At 48.8% G+C, this 22,986-nt stretch carries 15 protein-coding genes and 1 CRISPR repeat array (1 of these 16 only partly in view); of the genes, 14 read left to right on the plus strand and 1 reads right to left on the minus strand.

Annotated features, from left to right (window positions below):
* The first annotated feature begins 107 nt into the window (after positions 1 to 107).
* The 4 genes from KU855_RS08940 (at position 108) to KU855_RS08955 (ending at position 6,594) form a co-directional block, all read left to right on the plus strand.
* A complete protein-coding gene (locus KU855_RS08940) occupies positions 108 to 2,918 on the plus strand; it encodes a tetratricopeptide repeat protein (protein WP_218529952.1) in 2,811 nt (936 codons plus the stop codon).
* 160 nt (positions 2,919 to 3,078) lie between these two features.
* Positions 3,079 to 3,468: a GFA family protein gene (locus KU855_RS08945; protein WP_218529953.1), complete on the plus strand. Its 390-nt coding sequence runs from the start codon at positions 3,079 to 3,081 to the stop codon at positions 3,466 to 3,468.
* 167 nt (positions 3,469 to 3,635) lie between these two features.
* On the plus strand, positions 3,636 to 4,397 hold the full coding sequence (locus KU855_RS08950; protein WP_218529968.1) for a class I SAM-dependent methyltransferase: 762 nt from the start codon (positions 3,636 to 3,638) through the stop codon (positions 4,395 to 4,397).
* Positions 4,398 to 4,614: 217 nt separating this feature from the next.
* Positions 4,615 to 6,594, plus strand: coding sequence for an ATP-dependent DNA helicase RecQ (locus tag KU855_RS08955; RefSeq protein WP_218529954.1), 1,980 nt, complete (start codon positions 4,615 to 4,617; stop codon positions 6,592 to 6,594).
* Between the two features lie 31 nt (positions 6,595 to 6,625).
* On the opposite strand, the gene KU855_RS08960 is transcribed toward KU855_RS08955, so the two are convergent.
* Positions 6,626 to 7,714: a PepSY domain-containing protein gene (locus KU855_RS08960; RefSeq protein ID WP_218529955.1), complete on the minus strand. Its 1,089-nt coding sequence runs from the start codon at positions 7,712 to 7,714 to the stop codon at positions 6,626 to 6,628.
* Between the two features lie 290 nt (positions 7,715 to 8,004).
* Between KU855_RS08960 and KU855_RS08965 the strand changes: the two genes are divergently transcribed.
* The 10 genes from KU855_RS08965 to cas2e all read left to right on the plus strand — a co-directional run bounded on the left by KU855_RS08965 (position 8,005) and on the right by cas2e (position 18,949).
* Entirely contained in the window at positions 8,005 to 8,877 is an 873-nt protein-coding gene (locus KU855_RS08965) for a class II glutamine amidotransferase (RefSeq protein ID WP_218529956.1), read from the plus strand.
* 404 nt (positions 8,878 to 9,281) lie between these two features.
* Positions 9,282 to 10,127, plus strand: a complete 846-nt coding sequence (locus tag KU855_RS08970) for a WYL domain-containing protein (protein ID WP_218529957.1) — start codon at positions 9,282 to 9,284, stop codon at positions 10,125 to 10,127.
* A 193-nt stretch (positions 10,128 to 10,320) separates the two neighbouring features.
* Positions 10,321 to 13,065 carry a CRISPR-associated helicase Cas3' gene (gene cas3, locus KU855_RS08975; protein WP_218529958.1) on the plus strand — a complete coding sequence of 915 codons (2,745 nt, stop codon included), beginning with the start codon at positions 10,321 to 10,323 and terminating at the stop codon, positions 13,063 to 13,065.
* Positions 13,062 to 14,642, plus strand: a complete 1,581-nt coding sequence (casA, locus tag KU855_RS08980) for a type I-E CRISPR-associated protein Cse1/CasA (RefSeq protein ID WP_218529959.1) — start codon at positions 13,062 to 13,064, stop codon at positions 14,640 to 14,642. Before cas3 ends, casA begins: the two co-directional genes overlap by 4 nt.
* Complete coding sequence (casB, locus tag KU855_RS08985; RefSeq protein WP_218529960.1) at positions 14,639 to 15,202, plus strand: type I-E CRISPR-associated protein Cse2/CasB; 564 nt, start codon at positions 14,639 to 14,641, stop codon at positions 15,200 to 15,202. The genes casA and casB overlap by 4 nt, the downstream gene beginning before the upstream one ends.
* 60 nt (positions 15,203 to 15,262) lie before the next feature.
* Positions 15,263 to 16,297 (plus strand): type I-E CRISPR-associated protein Cas7/Cse4/CasC, encoded by a 1,035-nt coding sequence (cas7e, locus tag KU855_RS08990; RefSeq protein ID WP_218529961.1) that lies wholly within the window; start codon positions 15,263 to 15,265, stop codon positions 16,295 to 16,297.
* 11 nt (positions 16,298 to 16,308) lie between these two features.
* On the plus strand, positions 16,309 to 17,061 hold the full coding sequence (gene cas5e, locus KU855_RS08995) for a type I-E CRISPR-associated protein Cas5/CasD (RefSeq protein ID WP_218529962.1): 753 nt from the start codon (positions 16,309 to 16,311) through the stop codon (positions 17,059 to 17,061).
* Positions 17,048 to 17,719, plus strand: a complete 672-nt coding sequence (gene cas6e, locus KU855_RS09000; protein ID WP_218529963.1) for a type I-E CRISPR-associated protein Cas6/Cse3/CasE — start codon at positions 17,048 to 17,050, stop codon at positions 17,717 to 17,719. Before cas5e ends, cas6e begins: the two co-directional genes overlap by 14 nt.
* 10 nt (positions 17,720 to 17,729) lie before the next feature.
* On the plus strand, positions 17,730 to 18,650 hold the full coding sequence (cas1e, locus tag KU855_RS09005; RefSeq protein WP_218529964.1) for a type I-E CRISPR-associated endonuclease Cas1e: 921 nt from the start codon (positions 17,730 to 17,732) through the stop codon (positions 18,648 to 18,650).
* Positions 18,651 to 18,664: 14 nt separating this feature from the next.
* Complete coding sequence (gene cas2e / locus KU855_RS09010) at positions 18,665 to 18,949, plus strand: type I-E CRISPR-associated endoribonuclease Cas2e (RefSeq protein WP_371316339.1); 285 nt, start codon at positions 18,665 to 18,667, stop codon at positions 18,947 to 18,949.
* Between the two features lie 78 nt (positions 18,950 to 19,027).
* Positions 19,028 to 22,986: a CRISPR direct-repeat array (repeat unit 29 nt; unit sequence GTGTTCCCCGTGCCCACGGGGATGAACCG); it runs 5,892 nt beyond the window's last position.

A 22,986-nucleotide genomic window follows, 5' to 3' on the forward strand; every position in this document is an offset into this window, starting at 1 on the left:
GCACTCGAACTCATGGTTGTTAACGTGGCGCTAACGGCTGATTTACTTTTGCTCGGCAAGCTGAGCTGTCAATCTGACGTAGGTTGGCTTAATCGGAACTGGATTGCATGGATAATTCTTCAAATATTACTCGAGACGATACCGATAACATTGAATTGCTCGAAGACATACTCCCTGCCGCCAACGCTGGTGATGCTCAAGCTCAATATCAAGCCGGGTTTATTTATGAGCAGGGACAAGATACCCCGCAAGACTTCGAATATGCCGCTTATTGGTATGCGAAAGCCGCAGAGCAAGACTATCCTCTGGCGCAATTTGCCTTAGGCCAGTTAATCCATTATGGCCACGGGCTTGAAAGCAATCCATTGACCGTGGTGCGCTGGACCCGTCAAGCGGCAGAACAAGGATTGGCCTGTGCCCAAGGGTTTCTTGGTTATCTCTATATCACAGGTCAAGGTGTCGAGGTTAATGAGCCTGAGGCGGCTAAATGGCTCACGAAGGGCGCGGTTCAAGGCGATGCCTATGCCCAGCACTGCCTTGCCAAATGCTATGAGCAAGGGCTGGGGTGTGATGCCAGTATGGATGAGGCTGTCTATTGGTATACCACGGCGGCGCAGCAGTCTTATTGCCCTGCGATCATCCGATTAGGCGAGCTGTACAGTGAGGGGGTTGGGGTTGAACAATCATTGGAGTTAGCATTTCAGTGGTTTGAGCAGGCGGCGAACTTAGGCTACAAGGACGGTTTACTGCGGGTGGCTAACTGCTATGCCTATGGACTCGGTGTCGAAGAAGACGAAGCGCGTGCCTTTGACTTGATCCGCCAGTTGGCTAAGGCCGATGTGCTCGACGCCGTGGTACAACTCGGTTTTTATTACCGCGACGGCATCGGTGTCGAGCCAGATACGGCCACTGCGCTGGAGTGGTTTCATCAGGCGGCAAACGAAGGGGATGTCAATGCCATTTTCCAGATTGGTTACACCTATAGCAAAGGGATTGGCATTGACGCTGACAGGGTTGTAGCGTGTGAGTGGTATTTAAAATCCGCAGAATTAGGCCATGATTGGGGTCAGTATAATTTAGGCCTGGCCTACATTAATGGGGATGGGGTTGAGCAGGATTTAACGCAGGCTATTTATTGGTATCGCCGCGCGGCGAAACAAGGGAATAGTTGGGCCCAGAATAATTTAGGGCGTGCGTATCTTGTCGGCAAGGGCGTCGACAAGAATGACTATCTCGCTTATTTATGGCTTAGACGTGCGGCCGAGCAAGGTTTTCCCGACGCGCAATTTAATTTGGCTCAGTTTTATCAAACGCTGCCAGAGGAAGAAGACCATCAAGAGGCGGTGTTATTTTGGTGGACAGAAGCGGCTAAACGTCATGATGTGGATGGTCAATTTGCCCTCGGGTGTTATTACCAAAAGCAGGGGCAATTAGAGGATTATCAACGGGCGGTTTTTTGGTTCCAACAGGGCGCTGAACAGGAAGATCCCAGAGCCATTAACTGCCTTGGTAGCCTCTATCAATCTGGCGAAGGTGTCGAGCAAGATGATGCTCAGGCCTTTGAGCTCTACCAACAAGCGGCCGAGCTTGGTAACCCTAATGCGGCGTGTAATCTCGGTTTTTTTTATGAGATGGGGCGAGGGTGTGACAAGAATATTGACCGCGCTTTACATTGGTACCACTCAGCGGCCGAGCAAGGGTTTGCGAATGCGAGTGCTTATTTAGCTAAGTGTTATTGGTTTGAAGTCGATGACGATGAGGCGTCGATGGCGTGGTTGCCGCAAGCGGTAAGTTCAGGAGATTTATGGGCCCACTATCATCTGGGGGTAAAATTAATCAGTGGTGAAGGCATCGCCAAGGATCCTGAGCGCGGAGTGGGTTTACTTCGGGTCGCGGCCGAGCAAGGCTATCAAAAGGCGCAGCTTAATCTTGGCCATTGTTATTTTAATGGCGATGTCCTTGAGTTCGATATTGAACAGGCGATATCTTGGTATCAATGTGCGGCAGAGCAGGATAATTTAGCCGCACAACTCATGTTGGTCCAAATTTATGATGACGACTCCGAGAACAAAGATTGCACCTTATATTTTCACTGGGCCAAGCAAGCTGCAGAGCTTGGGGATATCAATACACAATATAATCTGGCCTTAGCTTACCGTGATGGTAAGGGCGTCGAGCCCTCTTTCACTGAGGCCGTTTATTGGTTCACTAAGGCGGCGCAACAAGCGGATGCTGAGGCTCAATATGAGGTCGCTTGTTTGTATTTGAGCGACCATGAGCTCGCCAATCGAGCCCAGGGGCTATCATGGCTCATGCAAGCGGCTGAACTAGGATTTGTTAAAGCAGAGTTTCAGTTAGCGATTGAATATTTGGATGACGATACCCCTGAGTTTGACCTTAACCTAGGGATGCAATGGTTACGCGCGGCCGCTGAACATGATTCAGTGGCAGCACAATTAACCTTGGCTGATTTTATGCTGGATGCCGACGGTCCCGTTTACGAGCCCAACCAAGGTTTTGAATGGCTTAAACTCGCCGCTGCCAATGGCCACAGTAAGGCGCAATTCTTATTGGGTTGTTATTATGATGAGGGCCAATACTGTCAACAAGATCAGGCAGAAAGTTATCAATGGTTTTTAACCAGTGCAATGAACGGCTATCTCGATGCACAAGTGGTGTTGATCCAATACTACTGGCATGGCGAAGGGACAGAAGAAGATGACCAACGTGCCTTAGCGTGGACCATGGCATTAGCCGAGCAAGGACACCCTATCGGCCAGTATTTTTTAGGTCGCTTTTATGAGACCGGGGCAGCGCTTGAGCAAGATTTGCAACAAGCCAAACATTGGTATCAGTTGGCGGCCGAGCAAGGTGATACTGATGCTACCGCTCGCTTGCAAGCCCTCGGGCGCCAGTAATGCTCACTTGCTCACTTGCTCACTGTCTCATGGGCTTGTGGGCGTTAAGCGGGGTAGTCAGGGGCGCGCGAGCGACACCGAGCGCCAAACCCATGCGCCGCGCCAACCCGCCGCGGGGTTAATTCGAACTACTGTTTTTTATGGGAAAAAGTGAGGCAATATGTATCAAGGTCGTTGTTTGTGTGGACGCGTAAGTTTTAGTATTAGCGGTCAGTTAGGCGCGGCAGATATGTGTCATTGCCGTCAGTGTCGTCAATGGACCGGCCATGTGTTGGCCAGCACCGAGGTGGCTCGCACCGCATTAACCATCACAGGGATAGAAAACCTCACCTGGTTTCACTCGTCGGCAAAAGTGCGTCGCGGATTTTGCAGTCATTGCGGCTCCAGCTTATTTTTTGATCCGCTAGATACTCAAAAGCATCAATGGATAGGCGTTGCCTTAGGCGCCTTCGATGATAAGACGGATGTCAGCATAGCCCAGCATATTTTTGTGGCTGAAAAGGGCGATTATTACCCCATTTGTGATGGGGCGCCGCAGCATGATCATTAAGTGAGCATCCGCCAAGTCAGCGTGTGATGCTGGTAGCGAGCCCTCGAGGCTCAGGATCTGCTTGTTTATGTGTTGTTAGCCGCAGTGGCGGTAATCTCTGTTTCTGGATTCGGCTAAAGTGATATATGATGCGCGCCCCGAATTTGGCTTGAGCACAAGCTGTGACTATCTCCACTAATGCGCTATACACTGATTTATCTCATTACTATGACTTAATGTGCCGTGATATTGATTATCATGCCCAAAGTCAAAGTGTCGCTCGTTTGCATCAACTCTTTGGCAATCAAGGTAAACAGCATCTGGATCTCGCCTGTGGTACGGGTCCCCATGTGCGTCATTTTATTGATTTTGGTTACCAATCGAGCGGCTTAGATCTAAACCAGCCCATGCTTGATTTGGCCAATATTCGCTGCCCAGAAGCTGAATTTAGCCGCCAAGATATGACGAACTTTACGGTCGAACAGCGGTTAGATCTTATCACCTGTTTTTTATATTCCATCCACTACAGTGGTCATCGCCAAGGGTTACTAGCGTGCATCAAGCAAGTGCATGCCGCGCTCAATTGCGGAGGCATGTTTTGTTTTAATTCAGTGGATAAAAATAAGATAAACAACGACTCATTTATTCGGCATCGGACGGAATTTGAGCAACATCAATTCGAGTTTGAATCCAGCTGGCACTATCGCGGCGAGGGCGACACTCAGGCGTTAAATTTGCGGATTAGCCGAACACCGCTAACGACATCGCCCATGAGCCTAGCGACAGAGATGTGGCAAGACGAACATCCTATGGCAGCCACTAACTTCAGTGAGCTAGAGCAACTCTTGCAGCCATATTTTGAGGTACATTTGTTTGAACATGATTTTGAACGCATTATTCCTTGGGATGGCCATTCCGGCAATGCGCTGGTGGTATGTATAAAGCGTTAATGCTGCCCGTCTAGGTGAGCCGCGCAGCCCAAGGCAATGTAATGGGTTTTAAACGCATCATTGTTTGACTGAGGTGTTGCGGCGATATCGCTAGCGGCTTATATAAAGCTTATCTGCAGCATAGGTGTCTGAATGATTCATGCCGGTGGCCAAGGCTCGAAGCCATTGGCTAAGCCGTGTAAACTTAACGGCTATTACACCTTTGATTGGAATCGTCATGAGTTCAGTGCCAGCCTATTTGACCACACTTAAGCACGTCTTTGGCTTTGATGCCTTACGCGGTGGCCAGCAAACCGTGGTCGACACCTTGCTCGCGGGGCGTAGTGCGGCGGCCATCTTCCCCACGGGATCAGGCAAATCGTTATGTTATCAGTTACCCGCATTGCATTTACCGCATTTAACCTTAGTGATCTCCCCGTTATTGGCGTTGATGAAAGATCAATTAGACTTTCTTAAGGCCAAAGGGATTGCTGCGGCGTCGATTGATTCATCCCAAAGTTATGAGCAGACGCGCGAGGTGATGCGCGCGGTTAAACAAGGCGAGATGAGAATTTTAATGATCTCTGTGGAGCGCCTTAAAAACGAACGCTTTCGACAGTTTATTGCCAGCGTACCGCTTTCATTGCTGGTGGTCGACGAAGCGCATTGTATTTCGGAGTGGGGGCATAATTTTCGTCCCGATTATTTAAAACTGCCCCTGTATTGCCAGCAGCTTAATATTGGCCAAGTGCTACTATTGACTGCGACTGCCACCGCGCCCGTGATCAGCGATATGCAGCGTAAATTTGGCATTGCTCATAGTGATGTGGTGATCACCGGTTTTTATCGTAGCAATTTAGATCTCAATGTGATCCCCTGCCCTGAGAGCGATAAGACGGAGCAACTGCTAGCGCTGGTACAACACGCGCCTCCACAAGCCACCATCGTCTACGTGACCTTGCAGCAAACGGCAGAAATGGTGGCGAATCGCCTACTGCAAGTAGGCGTAAACGCCAGCGCCTATCATGCGGGTATGGACAGTGATGTACGCCACGACATTCAACGCCGTTTTATGCAGGGGCACATCGATTGTATTGTGGCGACTATCGCCTTTGGCATGGGGGTCGATAAAGCCGATATTCGGGCTGTTATCCATTATGATCTCCCCAAATCGATTGAAAACTACAGTCAAGAAATCGGCCGCGCGGGGCGGGATGGCTTAGCTTCAACTTGTAGCGTACTTGCCAATCGGCAAGGGCTGAATGTGCTCGAGAATTTTGTCTATGGCGATACCCCGGATGTCAGCGCGATTGCCGCCGTCATCGACGATATTGCTCACCAGCAACATCAGGGGCAATGGGAGGTCATGCTATTGCGGTTATCCCGTGATACCAATGTAAGGCAATTACCACTGAAAACCTTGTTGGTGTATTTGGAACTGCAAGGGGTCATCGCACCTAAGTACAGTTATTTTGCTGAATACCGCTTTAAAACTCTCAGTTCAATCGACAGTATCGTGGCGCACTTTACGGGCGAGCGCCGCGCTTTTGTGGAAGCGTTAATAGCGGCATCACCCAAATCGCGGATTTGGCACACCTTAGACTTTGATGCTTTGTGGCAACTCACGCATTCTGAGCGTTCACGTGCGGTCGCCGCGCTTGATTATTTTGCCGAGCAGGGCTGGATTGTACTGGAAAGCAAACAGATGACCGAAGTGTATCAAGTCTGTCAGCCTGAGCGATGCCACGGAGCCGCAGCGCAAGAATTAGCCCAGCAGTTACATCAGTTGTTTATCACGAAAGAGGCGGCCGATATCAAGCGGGTACATGCCATGCTTGATGTGTTTGCCACCAAAAGCTGTTTAAGTCATCGCTTAGCCGAATATTTTGCCGATGATAAGGCGCCAATGCATTGCGGCCATTGCTCCGTGTGTCGCGGGGATATCGCCCAATTACCTGAGCTAAGCACACTGCCCGCTATTGATAACCATGAGTTCAACGCCTTATGTCAGCCCTTTTTGGCGGCCGGGGCAGGCCAAAACAGTTCGGTGTCTGGCGACGCGTTGGCGCGATTCTTGTGCGGAATATCGACGCCATTGACCAGTACACTCAAGGCCACGAAAATGGCAGGGTTTGGACGTTACAGCGCCTATCCTTTTGCCGAGATCAGACGCTTGACACAAACATTAGCCGCTGAGGCCCCCGCAGAGACACATTGAGGGCGCCGGCATCATAGTTTTCAAGGGGCCATTAGTTAGCGATGATGTTAGCCGGATTACGTGTAGCCTTAGCCGGCTGGCGCACCAAGCGCCGATAAAAGGTGAGGGCACTCATTAACAGCATCGCCATGGCCAGCAGCGCCACCGTGGTGATCAGCGCCACATAGCTGGTGGGCATATTGATGCCATCATGTAAGGGGCGTACGAAGCTCGCTATTTGTGCCGACAAAGGCTTGTCTTCGTGCCTTTGCGCCGACAACATCGCGCCAGTATCAAAATTGAAGTTGATCCTATCGGCTTGGCGAAGCCACACATCGGCATCTTGATCAAACTTAACGTTATAGAGCATAGGGCTGGGCTTATCGGCTCCATTCGCCGGTCCCTGTTTGCTGACCGACACTAGCGTGGCTTGTGGCCACAGAGCTTGGGCCGTGGTTAATTGACTATGCCAATCACGCGCTTGACTCAGCGGGTAGCTAGTGTTTGGCGTGGGTGTGGTTAAATAGCCAGTCCATAGGCTTTTATAGGTAATTAAAAAGCCCGTGAGACATAACACACATAACGGCAGGGCAATAAAGATCCCCATTTGGGTGTGGCTTTTTACTAAGCTGCTTGAGCGTGTGTTGGTCGGTAGTGTCTGACGTAAACGGAAGCCTTTACGCACTCGCCACCACAAATACAGCCCCACCAAGCTAATGGCGCCCGCCAAGAGTGATGCCCACGCGTTAAGGTACTTGCCAACATCGGCCAATAAGAAATTGCGATGTAGCCAAAACAGCGTGCTGTATAGCGGACGCTGACTGAACTCACTAATAGACAACGGAGTTAATTGGTTGTCCAGGGTGATAGTTTTTCCACGCATAGAGGCCTGCACGAACGGTGAATATTCGGTAGGAAAACGCACGGTGGTCATCTCGGGATAACGGGCAAATAACTCGGTTAATGCCACGGCTTTTTCGGCGGTCGTTAAGGGCACAAATTGCTGGCCCTGATGATCGAGCCGCTTAATCATATCCATTATGCCTAAGTAAACCCCAGTCGTTAATGCCACGAGCAGGGTGAGAGTGACCACAAAGCCAAGCCAGTTATGAAACCACTTGAGTGCCGATACCATTTTCATATTTTGCTCTTAATCCTTGTCAACATATCCAAGCGCTAGCATCAACTATTGCTCAGTAGAAATTGGGCGAATGATAATTAATCTCATTAACATTAACAATAAAAGAAATGTAAAGATGGGGACGCTGTGAGCTAGGTCACGGATGGATTTATCCGTATCCGTCACATGGAGTTATCTCAGCTAGATAGTGGGCTACGCACGGGGCAAGAGATTATTGCAGCCATCGGCTTTATTTCTAAGCCAATCCACTCTTTAATAAACAAATGACATGGATGCATGGGGAGAGCAAGATGTGCCGATTTTTAACCTATTCAGGGCCTGCGACTGTGATGTCGCCACTGATATTTCAAGCGGCTAACTCGCTGGTGAGTCAAAGTAAATATGCGCAAAAGCGTTCGGTGCCGACCAATGCTGATGGTTTTGGGTTAGGTTGGTATCCGCAGCACGAGGATCCTATGCCAGCCACGTTTGTGAATGTCGATCCGGCGTGGAGTAACCGTAACCTCGCGATGATTGCCAGTAAGGTGCAAACTTCGCAATATTTTGCCCATGTTCGTGATGCATCGCTCGGCATGCCCGTCAGTCAAGCCAATTGCCATCCGTTTCAACATATGCACTATTTATGGATGCATAATGGTTGTTTAGAGCAGTTCGATTGTTTTCGGCGCACCTTATTAACCGGCTTGTCAGATAGGGCGTTTAACTTGATCAAGGGCAACACCGACTCGGAATATGCCTTTGCCTTATTTATGGATAAACTCGAATTTAACCCTGCCGCCACGCTCGCCGATCTTGAAGCGGCAATGTTTGCGACCATAGACACCATTATGCAAGTGCGTAAGCAGTGCGGAGCCGAGAGTAATGCGTTGCTTAATTTTGCGCTGACCGATGGCAAGCATACGCTGGTCACGCGGTTTGCTACCTCGGCCAGTGGTCAACCGGCGTCATTATTTTATGGCGAAGGGCAATTAGTGGCACAACCCAACGGCATTAGCCTGCAAGAGACTGACGATGCCAACCTGCGCTGCGTGATCGTCAGCTCCGAACCGCTGACACCTGACAGCCAGCAATGGCATAAGATCGCACGTAATCATGTCATCACGGTTGGCCCCAACCACACCGTTAAGCTAAAACCGATGCCATTAGCCTATCAAACAGAATAAGCTTAGCTTGCGATAAGCACTCACCGCGAACATTTAAAGAGTGAGCATGGCCGCGAAGTACTTACGCCTCGACATTTATCCTTATCCTTATGCTTACCGGTGAGTGACTAAGTATCGAGATGGTGATGCGGATAATTGTTAATATCAAGTAGTACAGTCAGACTAATACGGTGCAAAAATATTATTAAGCTTCTGTTTTAAAATGATAAATATTACCAAAACGGCCTAATTGTGATCCGCGGCACACAACTCGATGGTTGGTTTGTTTCTATCAGTATTAATGATTGAAACAGAATGTTTTTTGAGCTAGCTTGTGTTGTCTTAATTTAAAAAAAACACATAGCTTGATAGCTAAGTGTTTATTGCAGGTTTTCTGCTGGCGTTATTCGCTCTAAGGACGGGGCATGAATAGATCACATATTGCAACGGCAGCGTATCGTCGATTTGCATTTCTTGAGATGCTAGCTTACTGGCAAAAAGTGGTTCGCAATAAAGATTTACAAGAACAATTTGCGATCACCCGCCAACAAGCTTATCAAGACTTTCAAGATTATCAGCGCCAATTTCCCAATCAATTGGTTAAACTTTCTCAGGGCTATAAATTTGCTCCCGAAGCAACGCCATATTTATATCATGTTAATTTAGATACTTATCTTAATTGGTTACTCACAAAAGATTTTTCGATTAACACTGAGTCTCCGTCTCAATCAGGCACTTATGCATTAAATTTGCCTACAAGGCAGGTCTCTGCCCAAGTTATCGCAGCATTTACTCATGCCATCACCCATAAACAACGAGTCGAAGTGGGTTATGTTTCCTTATCACATCCTGAATGGGATGGCCGCATTTTTCACCCCCATACCTATGTGAAAACAGGGTTACGCTGGCATGTAAGGGGCTACTGCGAAAAATCGCAAGCCTACCGAGATCTCGTCTTGAGCCGATGCCGCGGCGAAGTGGAAGTGCTCGATAGGTCAGATCATGGCATCGAGGCTGATAGCGCGTGGCAGACCATGATTGAATTGGTTATTCGCCCAGATCCCCGCCTCAGTCCCGAGCAACAAGCGGTGCTTTCCCATGACTACCAAATGCAGCAAGGCCAATGGGTGATCCCCGTGCGAGCCGCCATGGCTAACTATCTTCTGCAAGACTTGCAAATCAATACCAAGGTGCTCGATGGCACGCCAGAAGCCCAGCAATTGGTGTTGGTTAACCGAGCTGACATCAAACCCTGGCTTTTTAATGGATAAGGCCGCTGAGCTCCCTCAATCCAAGCGCCACGGTAAAGTCACTTTACCTGAGGATTTGCACAGGGTTGTCAGACCAATCACAGCCAGTACAGTGGCAGCAGCACTCACATATACACGCGAAAGAGGGTTTGACTAATCCAAGTGTAAAACGTTAAAATGCAGCACTCACATATACACGCGAAAGAGACTGAATATGAGAAATAAACTACCAAGCTATTACCAGTATTGGGGGAAAGCAAATAAGTCATTCGACCAAGCTGGAGGTAATTTTCATTTGCTGGCATATCATTCTCTAGATGTTGCAGCTGTTGGTAAGGCATTGATTGATGAACAACGGCCATTAACCTTCGATATCGCTATTTTTTTGGATATACCACCTAAACAGGTTCAAGAGTTAGTGGTCTTATTTTTAGCCTTACACGATTTAGGTAAGTTTGCATCAGCATTTCAGAAGCTTATTCCTTCTGACCAAGTTAACTTATTTAAACCTGGTCACTGTGATCTCTATGATGGACGAAACTATCGCCATGATCGTATGGGATTATATTTTTGGCAACATATAGAATCGCTTGTATTTAATGAGTTGTTTTCAATATTTGAAGTAAATAAACGAGATCGACAGCACGCAGAAATAAAAAAATCGTTAATGGTGATCATGGATTGCATGCTTGGCCACCATGGACAACCCGTTGATACAAAAGATGTGAGCGCAATTAAGGCTTTTACAGAGCCAACCAATATGCTGGCAGTAGAAGAATTTTTCCGTGATGTGGTGGATTGCTTACAGCCTGACCTTCCCCTTGAAAAATTTAGCTCAAAGGAATGGCGAAAAAAACTGGAGCAAGTGAGTTGGCAAATCGCAGGGCTTGCTGTTTTAGCTGATTGGGTTGGCTCGGACAGTCACTTTTTTACCTATCAAACAGAACCTATTGCACTGGAAGACTATTGGTTAAAGGCGCAACAGATTGCTCAAAAAGCCTTAGCCGCAACAGATCTCAATAAAGCGCCGATCATAACACCGTTTCAATCTATTCAAGCGCACTATGGCTATGCGCCAACACCCCTGCAACGCTGGGCCGAAACTATCGAAATCAATGATCAACCCCAATTATTTATACTTGAAGATGTTACCGGTGCAGGTAAAACCGAAGCCGCATTAGCGTTAACCCATAGGCTAATGGAAGCCGGTGCCGCAGAAGGTTTTTATTTTGGATTACCGACCATGGCGACATCCAATGCCATGTTTGCTCGCGTTGCTAAACATTACCAGCAAATGCTAACAAGTGAAGGCGCACAGCCAAGCATTGTATTGGCACACGGTGCGCGGGAAATGAACGATATATTTCGTGAGGCAGTATTAGCATCAGGTAGTACAGACACCAATTATTACCAAACAGACAGTACGGCTACGGCACAATGCAACCACTGGCTAGCCGACTCCAAGAAAAAAGCCTTATTAGCACCCGTTGGTGTAGGCACTATTGACCAAGCTTTATTAGCCGTACTACCTCGTCGTCATCAATCATTGCGCTTATTAGGGTTAAATAGAAAAGTGCTCATTTTTGATGAAGTACACGCTGCCGATGAGTTTATGTTTGAATTACTGGAAAGCTTATTAGCCCTGCATTTACATCAAGGTGGTTCAGCCATCTTGCTTACCGCAACCTTGTCATTAAAGCAGCGCCAGCGTTTAGTCAATGTATGGCTAAATGCGGGGCAATTTCCGAGCTACCCATTACAACAGCAAGCGTTTCCACTAGCGACGAAAGTCGCATTACAACAACAGTCGGTGCTAGAACAACCATTGGCAAGTCGTAAAGATGTCAGTAAAGAGGTCGCGATTACCACGCTCAATACCCTTGATGCGTGCATCGACACCATATTAACCGCTGTAGCTCAAGGGCAGTGTGTCGTGTGGGTGCGCAATACAGTGGATGATGCTTTAGCCGCATTTAAAAACTTACAAGAACAATTGGAAAACCCAGAAGACTGTTTATTGTTCCACAGTCGTTTTGTCTTGGCTGATAGAAAAAGCATTGAAAATAAAGTGTTGAGCATTTTCGGTAAGCATGGTGATAACTCTGTCCGAAAAGGCAAAGTACTGATTGCAACGCAAGTGTTTCAAGAATCCTTAGATGCAGACGCCGACATCATGATCACTGACATTTGCCCTATTGATGATTTAATCCAACGCGCAGGCCGTTTGCACCGCCATACTCGTGATCATCAAGGGCGACACCAAGCTAACATTCACGATGCTCGCGCTCAAGCTACCCTCTATATCCATGCGCCTGAATTTACGGCTACGCCAGCGAGTGACTGGCTAAGTAAAGACTTTCGCAATACGCAATATGTTTACCGTTCACCGGGGCGTTTATGGTTAGGCTTACGTGAGTTATTAACGTTAGGGGCCATACGCATGCCGAGTGAGGCGCGCCAACTGATAGAGGCGGTTTACAGCGACGACGCTTATAACACCATTCCAGCAACACTCACCAACCAAGAAAATCAACTAATTGGTGAGGAGCGCAGTAAAGCCGCTAAAGCTAAATCCCAATTATTACAATGGCAGCAATTTGGCTACAGCGCAGAAAGCGCCAGTGGTTGGTATGAAGATAACAGCGATATTAGTACAAGGCACAGCGATATTGAAACGGTTGAAGTGTTGCTATTAAAACTAAATGAAGCAGGCCAACTGGCGCCTTGGATAGATGATGAAAAGTTTGCCGTGCCGTTAAGCACGGTGAAAATGTCTAAACATAAATTTGCCGATAAATTACAACCTATCCCTGCGACCTTTGCAAACGCTGTCAGTCAATTAGAGCAGCAATACCAACCAATCAAATACCGACAACTTTGGTTGCCAGCGTTAGATAAAAACTATACCTACCATTCAACAACAGGTTTTTGTCAGGTACAAAAACAGGAGGTGTTATGAACCTAGTTCAAGACCCATGGCTACCGTTTAAATTGCGAGACGGCAGTGAACAAACCTTACCCATGTCAGCCATTAGCCGTGCGGACATAGTCGACTTTGCCCTACCTCGTGCTGATTTTCAGGGGGCGGCTTATCAGTTTGCCATCGGGCTATTACAAACCGTGTTGGCGCCAGAGGATGAAATTGCTTGGATTGAAAATTTTGAGCAAGCGCCAACAGAAGTTGAGCTAAACCAAGCATTTAATAAAGTACAGCATGCCTTCAATGCAACAGGTGTTGGGCCGCTATTTATGCAAGATTTCGAGCAGTTGAGTGAACAAAAGCCCACAACAGTTGCAGGTTTACTAATAGAAGCTCCCGGTGCTAATGGTATAAAACTCAATACCGATCATTTCATTAAACGCGGTATAGGCGAGCAAATGTCGCTAGAAATGGCGATGTTAGCGCTCTTCACACTGCAAATAAATGCGCCCTCTGGTGGCGCAGGGCATCGAGTTGGTTTGCGAGGTGGTGGGCCACTCACTACTTTAGTTATGCCACAAGATGAAAACGCTAATTTATGGCAAAAACTCTGGCTTAACGTCATCAATCGCGATCATTGGCGGTATTCCCCCCCCAATTTTCACGATGGCTCGGTTTTCCCTTGGTTAGAAAAAACCAAAACAAGCGATAAAAAAGCCACTGAAATTTATGCACCCAATGTGCATCCATTGCATATGTATTGGGCAATGCCACGGCGAATGCGCTTAATGGTTGAAAGCAAAGCTACTGAATGTCAAATCTCAGGTTTGCCGACAGAGCAAGTCGTTTGCGAATACCGTACCCAAAATTATGGACACAATTATTCTGGCACTTGGGCACACCCCTTTACTCCCTATAAGTGGAATCCTAAAAAGCCCGAAGAAGAACACTTTTCTGCCAAAGGCCAACCCGGTGGAATTACATATAAAACATGGGACAACCTGACCTATACCAATGACGTTGATGGTCAGCGTTGCGCCACTGTAGTAGAGCATTTTTATACAATTGCCGATATGTTGGCCGAAAAGCAAAACGCTATTCCCCGCCTATGGGTATTTGGTTACGACATGGACAATATGAAAGCACGTTGCTGGTATTCCACAACCATGCCGCTATTTGCGATACCAGCTGAAAAACAAGAGCAGGCATTAAGGGAGATTAAGCAGTTACAAGCAATTTGTAATAATGCACTTTGGCATTGCCGTAGCCAAATAAAAGCCGCTTGGTTTGATAAACCGGGCGATGCAAAAGGGGGTACGTCCTTTATTGATACCGCCTTTTGGCAACGCAGTGAAGCTGCATTTTTTACCGCGGTTGCGGCACTCATTTCTCATCCCGAATGTCCTCCAAATGTGGCTAAAACATGGTTGCAAACACTCCGTAATGTTTGCGTAGATTTATTCGATGAATACGCCTTATCAGAACTGGGTAATGCCCGTTCTATGGCTAAACGCATTCAAGCGCGCCAAGCATTAGTCGGTTGGTTATTTGGCGGCAAAGAAATTAAAGCCTTTATGGCCAACCATCACATTGACGTTAAAAAGGACATAGCATGAGTAGTCTCTCTTTAGAATTCACTTGTTTACGCTGGTGGCAAACGATGTTCTTGCCCGCTGAACAATTAAAAGAATATGGCTTGCAAACAGCGCCCACATTATACAAAGCCCAGCTAAAACGTTGCGAAAGCCTAAGCGCCATTATGCTAACCGAAGGTTTCCGAGCTTTATGGTTGAGCTTACCGCCAGAAATCATTGAAACGGCAACTGAAAAAGACTTTGAATGTTGGGCGACGCTAGCTGGTATTTTGGTTTATGTAAAAAGTGATAGTAAACAGAAGCTTGCCCAAGCAGCTGGCAGTATAAGTGATGGCGATAAATCAGTCGTCAGCGAGTTACGATTTGCCCAGCTGCAAGATGCGAGTACCGCCGAAGAGTTATTGCGTCGCATGCGCCGAATTTTGCAGCAAGTCAACAATGAGGTTGCTGTAACAGCATTGATTAAAGACGTACAAAAATGGTTTGCTGAGCACCATAACGTTCGCCCGCAGCGAGCAGAAAAACGCATTGCCGTGCAATGGGCCATGGAGTATTACCGTGCTGCATCAGCGAAAAAATAGCTTAATTTAAAACAGATATTCAATAACCTAATCAAATAAATTTAAAACTAAGGAATTAACATGAGCCAATTTATCCAATTACATTTATTAACCTCGTATGCTCCTGCTAACTTAAACCGTGATGATTTAGGCCGGCCAAAAACTGCCAAAATGGGTGGTTTTGAGCGTTTACGAGTGAGTTCACAAAGTTTAAAACGCAACTGGCGCGTATCTGAATTATTTGAAGAAGCCATGGCGGGTAAAATTGGTACACGTACCAAGCGCTTTGGTGAAGAAATTTTTACTGCGTTAATCGCAAATGATGTCAAAGAAAAAGCCGCAAAAGAATGGGCTACCGCAATAGCCGGTGTGTTTGGTAAAAACAAAAAAGACTCATTAGATATTGAGCAACTTGCCCATATTAGCCCTGCCGAACGTGATGCCGCTTTGACTTTAGTGGCCATCTTAGTAGAGCAAAACCGTGCCCCCACTGAAGCAGAGTTAGTGTTACTAAAAAATGAGCATACCGCCGTCGATATTGCATTGTTTGGCCGCATGTTGGCATCTAGCCCCGCGTTTAATGTCGAAGCCGCTTGCCAAGTGGCACATGCTATTAGTGTGCACAGTGTTGTCGTCGAAGACGATTATTTTACTGCAGTGGATGATTTAAACGATGGTCAAACCGATGCAGGCTCAGCACATATCGGTGAATCGGGTTTTGCAGCTGCTTTGTTTTATAGCTATATCTGCATTAACAAAACCCAACTGATAGACAACCTCTCTGGTAATGAAGCATTAGCCAACGCTGCGATACGCGCATTAACCGAAGCCGCGGTGAAAGTGGCTCCAACAGGTAAACAAAATAGCTTTGCATCTCGTGCCTATGCCAGTTTTGCCCTTGCCGAAAAAGGCGAACAGCAACCACGCCAACTTTCTGTGGCTTTTTTAAAGCCAGTCAATGACGCCGACCAAGCTGGAGCAGCGATTGCAGCTTTAACCAACCAAGTCACTAATTTTGATAAAGTTTACGGTGAGTGTGCAGATGTCCGCTGCCAGTTTAATGCCATTACGGGTGAAGGTTCTTTAGTTGAATTACTTGATTTTGTCGCTGAATAAAGGGAGGCGGCATGAAAGAATATTTAGTTTTTCGACTCTACGGCCCCCTTGCGAGTTGGGGGCAAGCTGCAGTAGGTGGTGATAGGCCCACAGGCTTGCAACCCACACGCTCGGCTATTTTAGGCTTGCTTGGTGCAGCCTTGGGTATTCAGCGCGACCAACGCGAGCAGCTGGAAGCTTTGCAGCAATCGGTATTCACCGCCGTGAAGCAAACAGTGCCTAGTTCATTGCTACGTGATTACCACACGGCGCAAGTGCCTAGTGCAAGTAATAAAGTGGTGTTTCGCACACGCAAAAGTGAGTTGAGGGAACCGAATTCTAAATTGAATACGATTTTATCAAGCCGTGATTACCGCTGTGATGGTGTGTGGATAGTGGCGATATCGCTATCCAAAGACGCTAAATATACCTTAGCCATACTGCAACAAGCATTGCTAAAACCAGTGTACAGCCTAAGTTTAGGCCGAAAATCGTGCCCGCCAGCGTTACCCCTTAAGCCAACCTTGGTGCAAACAGCTGCGCTGAAACAGGCACTAGATACGGAGTTCCCTGCGATGACCCGATCGCTCAAAGAGGATAATTTATGGTTAAAGGCCAATGGTTGGGTCAGTTATTTTTGGGAAGGGGATAAGGCCGAGTTTACCAGTGATGCAGTATTAACGACGCACCCATGGGATGACCCTATTAGCCGAGAACGCTGGCAATTTAAACAACGTGAAATGCATCAAATTTCACTAAAGGAGGACGAGAATGTACCTATCTAAAGTGCAGTTACTGCCTACTGTTCAGGCGGGTGCTGAATTGGCTAAGTTAAGCCAAAATGGGGTATATGCGTCGCATCAATTGCTTTGGCAATTATTTCCTAACCAAAAGGAAAGAGAGTTTTTGTATCGCGAAGAGCAGGATGATTTTGGTCAACCGCAGTTTTTTGTGTTATCTAAAAAACAACCCACTTCCACACCGTTATTTGCCATTGAGAGTAAAGCCTTTACACCGCAATTAATGGCTAGCAGCCGTTTGGCGTTTAAATTGCGGGTTAATCCAACCATTTGTATTACGCCACAAGAAGGGAAAAGTCAGCGCCATGACGTATTAATGCATGCTAAACGACAAAACCAACATCATGCAAAAAATGCTGAACAGCTTAAAAGCATCATGGATCAAGCCGCCATCCATTGGCTTGCTGATGAAAAACGCTTAGCACAATGGGGGGTAGCGCTTGATAGCCTGCCTCATATCATGGCCTATAACCGGCACCATAGTAATAAACGCTCAGGCCTGAAAATACAATTCTCAAGTGTTGATTTTGAAGGGTTATTAACGGTGAAAGATCCTGAAGTATTTATGCAACAATACCAAAAGGGGTTTGGCCGGGCAAAAGCCATGGGCTGCGGTTTGATGTTGATCCGCCGGATTAGCTAAGGCGTTACTCATGGCTTTTCTTCCTTTAAAACCCATACCAATCAAAGACCGCCACTCGATGATATTTGTTGGTATGGGTCGCATAGATGTTCGAGATGGTGCGTTTGTTGTTATCGATGACGTTAACGGTGAGCGGATGCATATTCCAGTGGGTTCTTTGGCTTGTATAATGTTAGAGCCTGGTACTCGGATTAGTCATGCGGCGGTTAAGCTTGCCGCGACTACTGGCACGCTCTTAATTTGGGTTGGGGAGGCGGGAGTACGGCTGTATTCTGTCGGCCAACCAGGTGGCGCAAGATCAGATCGTTTACTCTATCAAGCCAAGCTTGCGCTGGATGAAGACTTACGTCTTAAAGTCGTTCGTAAAATGTTTGAATTACGATTTGGAGAGCCAGCGCCACAGCGTCGTAGTGTTGATCAGTTACGAGGCATTGAAGGGGCTCGAGTTAGACAAACGTATCAGTTATTAGCCAAACAATATGGGGTTGAATGGAAAGGGCGACGTTACGATCCTAAAGATTGGGAAAAAGGAGACACAGTTAATCAATGTATTAGTGCCGCGACTGCGTGTTTATACGGTGTCACAGAAGCGGCAATTTTAGCGGCTGGCTATGCGCCTGCAATTGGCTTTATTCACTCTGGCAAGCCGTTATCTTTTGTGTATGACATTGCAGATATTATAAAGTTTGAAACAGTGGTTCCCATCGCTTTTAAAATTGCAGCGACGAAAACTCATCAACCGGAAAAGCAAATTCGTCAAGCCTGTCGATTTTTGTTTCGTACCGATAAAGTCCTTAAACGATTAATCCCTCTGATAGAAGAAATATTGGCCGCAGGTGAAATACAGCCGCCATTGCCGCCAGATTATATTCAGCCGCCAGCGATACCAGAGCCTGAATCCATAGGTGATTTTGGTCATAGGAGCAAATAGCGATGAGCATGTTGATGGTAGTCACTGAATCTGTCCCACCGAGACTAAGAGGTCGTTTAGCGGTTTGGTTATTAGAAGTGAGAGCTGGAGTATACGTCGGGGATGTTTCTCGACGTATACGCGAGATGATTTGGTTTCAAATTAGTGAGTTGGCAGCTGACGGTAATGTGGTGATGGCATGGGCAACGAATACTGAGTCAGGTTTTGAGTTTCAGACATATGGTCATAATCGTCGGGAGCCCATAGATGTAGACGGGCTAAGATTAGTTCGTTTTAAACCGACAAACTCACCGACTTAACATCGACAAGCTCTTTAAAAATCTGGTACAATTTCAATCTCTATAAATTATCAATTAAAACAATTGATTAGTTTTAGAGTGTTCCCCGTGCCCACGGGGATGAACCGCTTGTCTTCGTGATACTGGCTTTACTGGTAAAGTGTTCCCCGTGCCCACGGGGATGAACCGCAACGGGGTCGTTTGACCACGATCAATTTTGGGTGTTCCCCGTGCCCACGGGGATGAACCGATCGAAGCGGTCGAGTAACGTCGACACAATTTGTGTTCCCCGTGCCCACGGGGATGAACCGGATCACCTGTTAAAATATCTGCAAGTGGTGAGGTGTTCCCCGTGCCCACGGGGATGAACCGTCAAATTACCGCAGGTGACAATATGATGACGCGTGTTCCCCGTGCCCACGGGGATGAACCGTTGGTTTACCGCTATCGATTTTATACGTGACGGTGTTCCCCGTGCCCACGGGGATGAACCGGTTTCGGCGCGCTAACAGGCCGGTGCTATTCGGTGTTCCCCGTGCCCACGGGGATGAACCGAATGGGTGTGAAAATAATGACCGATATCGTACGTGTTCCCCGTGCCCACGGGGATGAACCGTTAATGTTAATTGGCCTCGGTCGTCGCCTAACGTGTTCCCCGTGCCCACGGGGATGAACCGTCACTGCGTGCTCACCTAGTCGAGCCCCGTCAGTGTTCCCCGTGCCCACGGGGATGAACCGTCGCGCCAATAATTCGATTATCGTAACGAATGGTGTTCCCCGTGCCCACGGGGATGAACCGGGTTCGTCAAATCCGTTGATTGACTCGGGCGCGTGTTCCCCGTGCCCACGGGGATGAACCGAACTTCGACCGTTCGACAGTTAATTATGACTAGTGTTCCCCGTGCCCACGGGGATGAACCGGTGTCGTGACGGATGGCGAGGACGGTGCGAAAGTGTTCCCCGTGCCCACGGGGATGAACCGCTCCTCTGTTGTCTGCAATAATAGTATCCATGGTGTTCCCCGTGCCCACGGGGATGAACCGCGTTACGAAATGTTTAGCTTGATGAAATCTAGGTGTTCCCCGTGCCCACGGGGATGAACCGTGACGTATTCCTCTGGTGATACGTTCAATCTAGTGTTCCCCGTGCCCACGGGGATGAACCGAATGCCTAGCGTGTGGTCACGTACCAAACGTCGTGTTCCCCGTGCCCACGGGGATGAACCGCGTATTCCTCTTTTAGAATGTAGTCGCCTAGCGTGTTCCCCGTGCCCACGGGGATGAACCGCGACTAAATTACCTTATTTACCTGACTTTCCAGTGTTCCCCGTGCCCACGGGGATGAACCGCTGATAGTAACGCGAACAGTATCGCACAACACGTGTTCCCCGTGCCCACGGGGATGAACCGCTGGCGATTGGAAATACAAGGGTGATTCGCACGTGTTCCCCGTGCCCACGGGGATGAACCGTTTGGATTGACTCAGCTAACACACATTTACCGGTGTTCCCCGTGCCCACGGGGATGAACCGTAGATATCCCTCAAGCGCCCACACTTTATCGCGTGTTCCCCGTGCCCACGGGGATGAACCGTTTACCGAAGGTTACGAGATTTTGACGCAACCGTGTTCCCCGTGCCCACGGGGATGAACCGTCTGGGTCTTATACGGTACCCGTGGGTCAAAAGTGTTCCCCGTGCCCACGGGGATGAACCGGGTTGCGCGACTACCAGTTAAAACTTTACAACGTGTTCCCCGTGCCCACGGGGATGAACCGTTTAACGCCTGGTTATTTAACACGTTATTTATGTGTTCCCCGTGCCCACGGGGATGAACCGTCAAATTACCGCAGGTGACAATATGACGCAGAGTGTTCCCCGTGCCCACGGGGATGAACCGATGGCAGTCGCAGCCGTTGCCGCGCTTATTGAGTGTTCCCCGTGCCCACGGGGATGAACCGGGCCAACCCGTGGCGCGATTAGTCGAGGGGGCGTGTTCCCCGTGCCCACGGGGATGAACCGCTGCAAGAACTGCGGCGGGACGATGATCGGTGGTGTTCCCCGTGCCCACGGGGATGAACCGTGATACGGCTTTTTGTAGTTGCTGGTAGCCCGGTGTTCCCCGTGCCCACGGGGATGAACCGCATCAACTCCACGGTGGCCAAACTTAGCGTCCGTGTTCCCCGTGCCCACGGGGATGAACCGGGGCTGTAAAATGGCTAAATGTAATCTTTATGGTGTTCCCCGTGCCCACGGGGATGAACCGCACGTCGCGATCAAATCCTAGCAGCAGCGTTAGTGTTCCCCGTGCCCACGGGGATGAACCGCGAGTACGCCCCGTTCGGTGAATCGGCGGGCAGTGTTCCCCGTGCCCACGGGGATGAACCGGTTCTGAATGTCGAACTTTTCAGGCGTCACAAGTGTTCCCCGTGCCCACGGGGATGAACCGAATATGAACGTTACGCTAAATTAGCAGGTTAAGTGTTCCCCGTGCCCACGGGGATGAACCGCTATGTATCGCCGAAATTTCTGCACCTCAGAAGTGTTCCCCGTGCCCACGGGGATGAACCGTCCGACACTTACGTTATCCCTGTTGGTCAGAAGTGTTCCCCGTGCCCACGGGGATGAACCGATCGCGGCATTAAACCTTGTGTAGCGTCTCACGTGTTCCCCGTGCCCACGGGGATGAACCGTACATCAAATTGGTCTATATCTGGATCTGGTAGTGTTCCCCGTGCCCACGGGGATGAACCGTAAGATTTCGGATAGAGAAAGAGATTACAGAGGTGTTCCCCGTGCCCACGGGGATGAACCGCGTTTAAACGCGGCACTAGGTTAACACTTAAAGTGTTCCCCGTGCCCACGGGGATGAACCGCTTCTCCTCGAATACGCCGCCATCAAGGTCGGGTGTTCCCCGTGCCCACGGGGATGAACCGTCGGCGCGATACTCTGCGACCGCTTCATCCATGTGTTCCCCGTGCCCACGGGGATGAACCGTTGATTACCATGTTTTTAGTGGTTCGTGTTTGGTGTTCCCCGTGCCCACGGGGATGAACCGCCGCATCGGATCGTAACGAGGTCAGATTTTTAGTGTTCCCCGTGCCCACGGGGATGAACCGCGTTGAGCTACATCACGTCCTCGTCACCGATCGTGTTCCCCGTGCCCACGGGGATGAACCGATGCTGCGACACTTGTAACTGTTGCTGACGTTGTGTTCCCCGTGCCCACGGGGATGAACCGCTTAACCGATTGGTTCATGATGGTACCCTGTGGTGTTCCCCGTGCCCACGGGGATGAACCGCACATGTTGTACCTTGATGCGTCAGTGGTTCAGTGTTCCCCGTGCCCACGGGGATGAACCGTTTCCTGTAGCTAAAGCTCCTCTGTTGTCTGCGTGTTCCCCGTGCCCACGGGGATGAACCGTCATATATGGAACGCACTATCACTGGTGCGTGGTGTTCCCCGTGCCCACGGGGATGAACCGGTTCATTATGACACACCACCTAACGATTTTTCGTGTTCCCCGTGCCCACGGGGATGAACCGGATCACCTGTTAAAATATCTGCAAGTGGTGAAGTGTTCCCCGTGCCCACGGGGATGAACCGGTTAAAAATAATGACCGATATCGTACCAATCCGTGTTCCCCGTGCCCACGGGGATGAACCGACGGCCGCGTTAATAACGTTATCGCTATCGAAGTGTTCCCCGTGCCCACGGGGATGAACCGTACGTGTCGGCTATTTGGCAGGCGTTGACGGGGTGTTCCCCGTGCCCACGGGGATGAACCGTCTGGATTGACTCAGCTAACACGCATTTACCGGTGTTCCCCGTGCCCACGGGGATGAACCGCCGTTCCGTGTATTCAGTGGATTGGTGCGAGGGTGTTCCCCGTGCCCACGGGGATGAACCTATGTTTAGGTATGAATTAATATGGGATAAAACGTGTTCCCCGTGCCCACGGGGATGAACCGTGAGTCATAAACGGTGTAACGTCACCTTCAACGTGTTCCCCGTGCCCACGGGGATGAACCGCGTTACCCACGGCAAACGTTACGTCC

Origin of the sequence: Shewanella sp. NIFS-20-20, from assembly GCF_019209865.1 — a bacterium.
Classification (GTDB): Bacteria; Pseudomonadota; Gammaproteobacteria; order Enterobacterales; family Shewanellaceae; genus Shewanella.

Bases quoted from the DNA above. Each gene is read 5' to 3' on its own strand.
- cas6e (WP_218529963.1), top strand. From the start codon at position 17,048: ATGTACCTATCTAAAGTGCAGTTACTGCCTACTGTTCAGGCGGGTGCT.
- cas7e (WP_218529961.1), top strand. From the start codon at position 15,263: ATGAGCCAATTTATCCAATTACATTTATTAACCTCGTATGCTCCTGCT.
- cas2e (WP_371316339.1), top strand. From the start codon at position 18,665: ATGGTAGTCACTGAATCTGTCCCACCGAGACTAAGAGGTCGTTTAGCG.
- KU855_RS08955 (WP_218529954.1), top strand. From the start codon at position 4,615: ATGAGTTCAGTGCCAGCCTATTTGACCACACTTAAGCACGTCTTTGGC.
- cas5e (WP_218529962.1), top strand. From the start codon at position 16,309: ATGAAAGAATATTTAGTTTTTCGACTCTACGGCCCCCTTGCGAGTTGG.
- cas1e (WP_218529964.1), top strand. From the start codon at position 17,730: ATGGCTTTTCTTCCTTTAAAACCCATACCAATCAAAGACCGCCACTCG.
- KU855_RS08970 (WP_218529957.1), top strand. From the start codon at position 9,282: ATGAATAGATCACATATTGCAACGGCAGCGTATCGTCGATTTGCATTT.
- casA (WP_218529959.1), top strand. From the start codon at position 13,062: ATGAACCTAGTTCAAGACCCATGGCTACCGTTTAAATTGCGAGACGGC.
- KU855_RS08945 (WP_218529953.1), top strand. From the start codon at position 3,079: ATGTATCAAGGTCGTTGTTTGTGTGGACGCGTAAGTTTTAGTATTAGC.
- KU855_RS08940 (WP_218529952.1), top strand. From the start codon at position 108: ATGGATAATTCTTCAAATATTACTCGAGACGATACCGATAACATTGAA.
- cas3 (WP_218529958.1), top strand. From the start codon at position 10,321: ATGAGAAATAAACTACCAAGCTATTACCAGTATTGGGGGAAAGCAAAT.
- KU855_RS08960 (WP_218529955.1), bottom strand. From the start codon at position 7,714: ATGAAAATGGTATCGGCACTCAAGTGGTTTCATAACTGGCTTGGCTTT.
- casB (WP_218529960.1), top strand. From the start codon at position 14,639: ATGAGTAGTCTCTCTTTAGAATTCACTTGTTTACGCTGGTGGCAAACG.
- KU855_RS08965 (WP_218529956.1), top strand. From the start codon at position 8,005: ATGTGCCGATTTTTAACCTATTCAGGGCCTGCGACTGTGATGTCGCCA.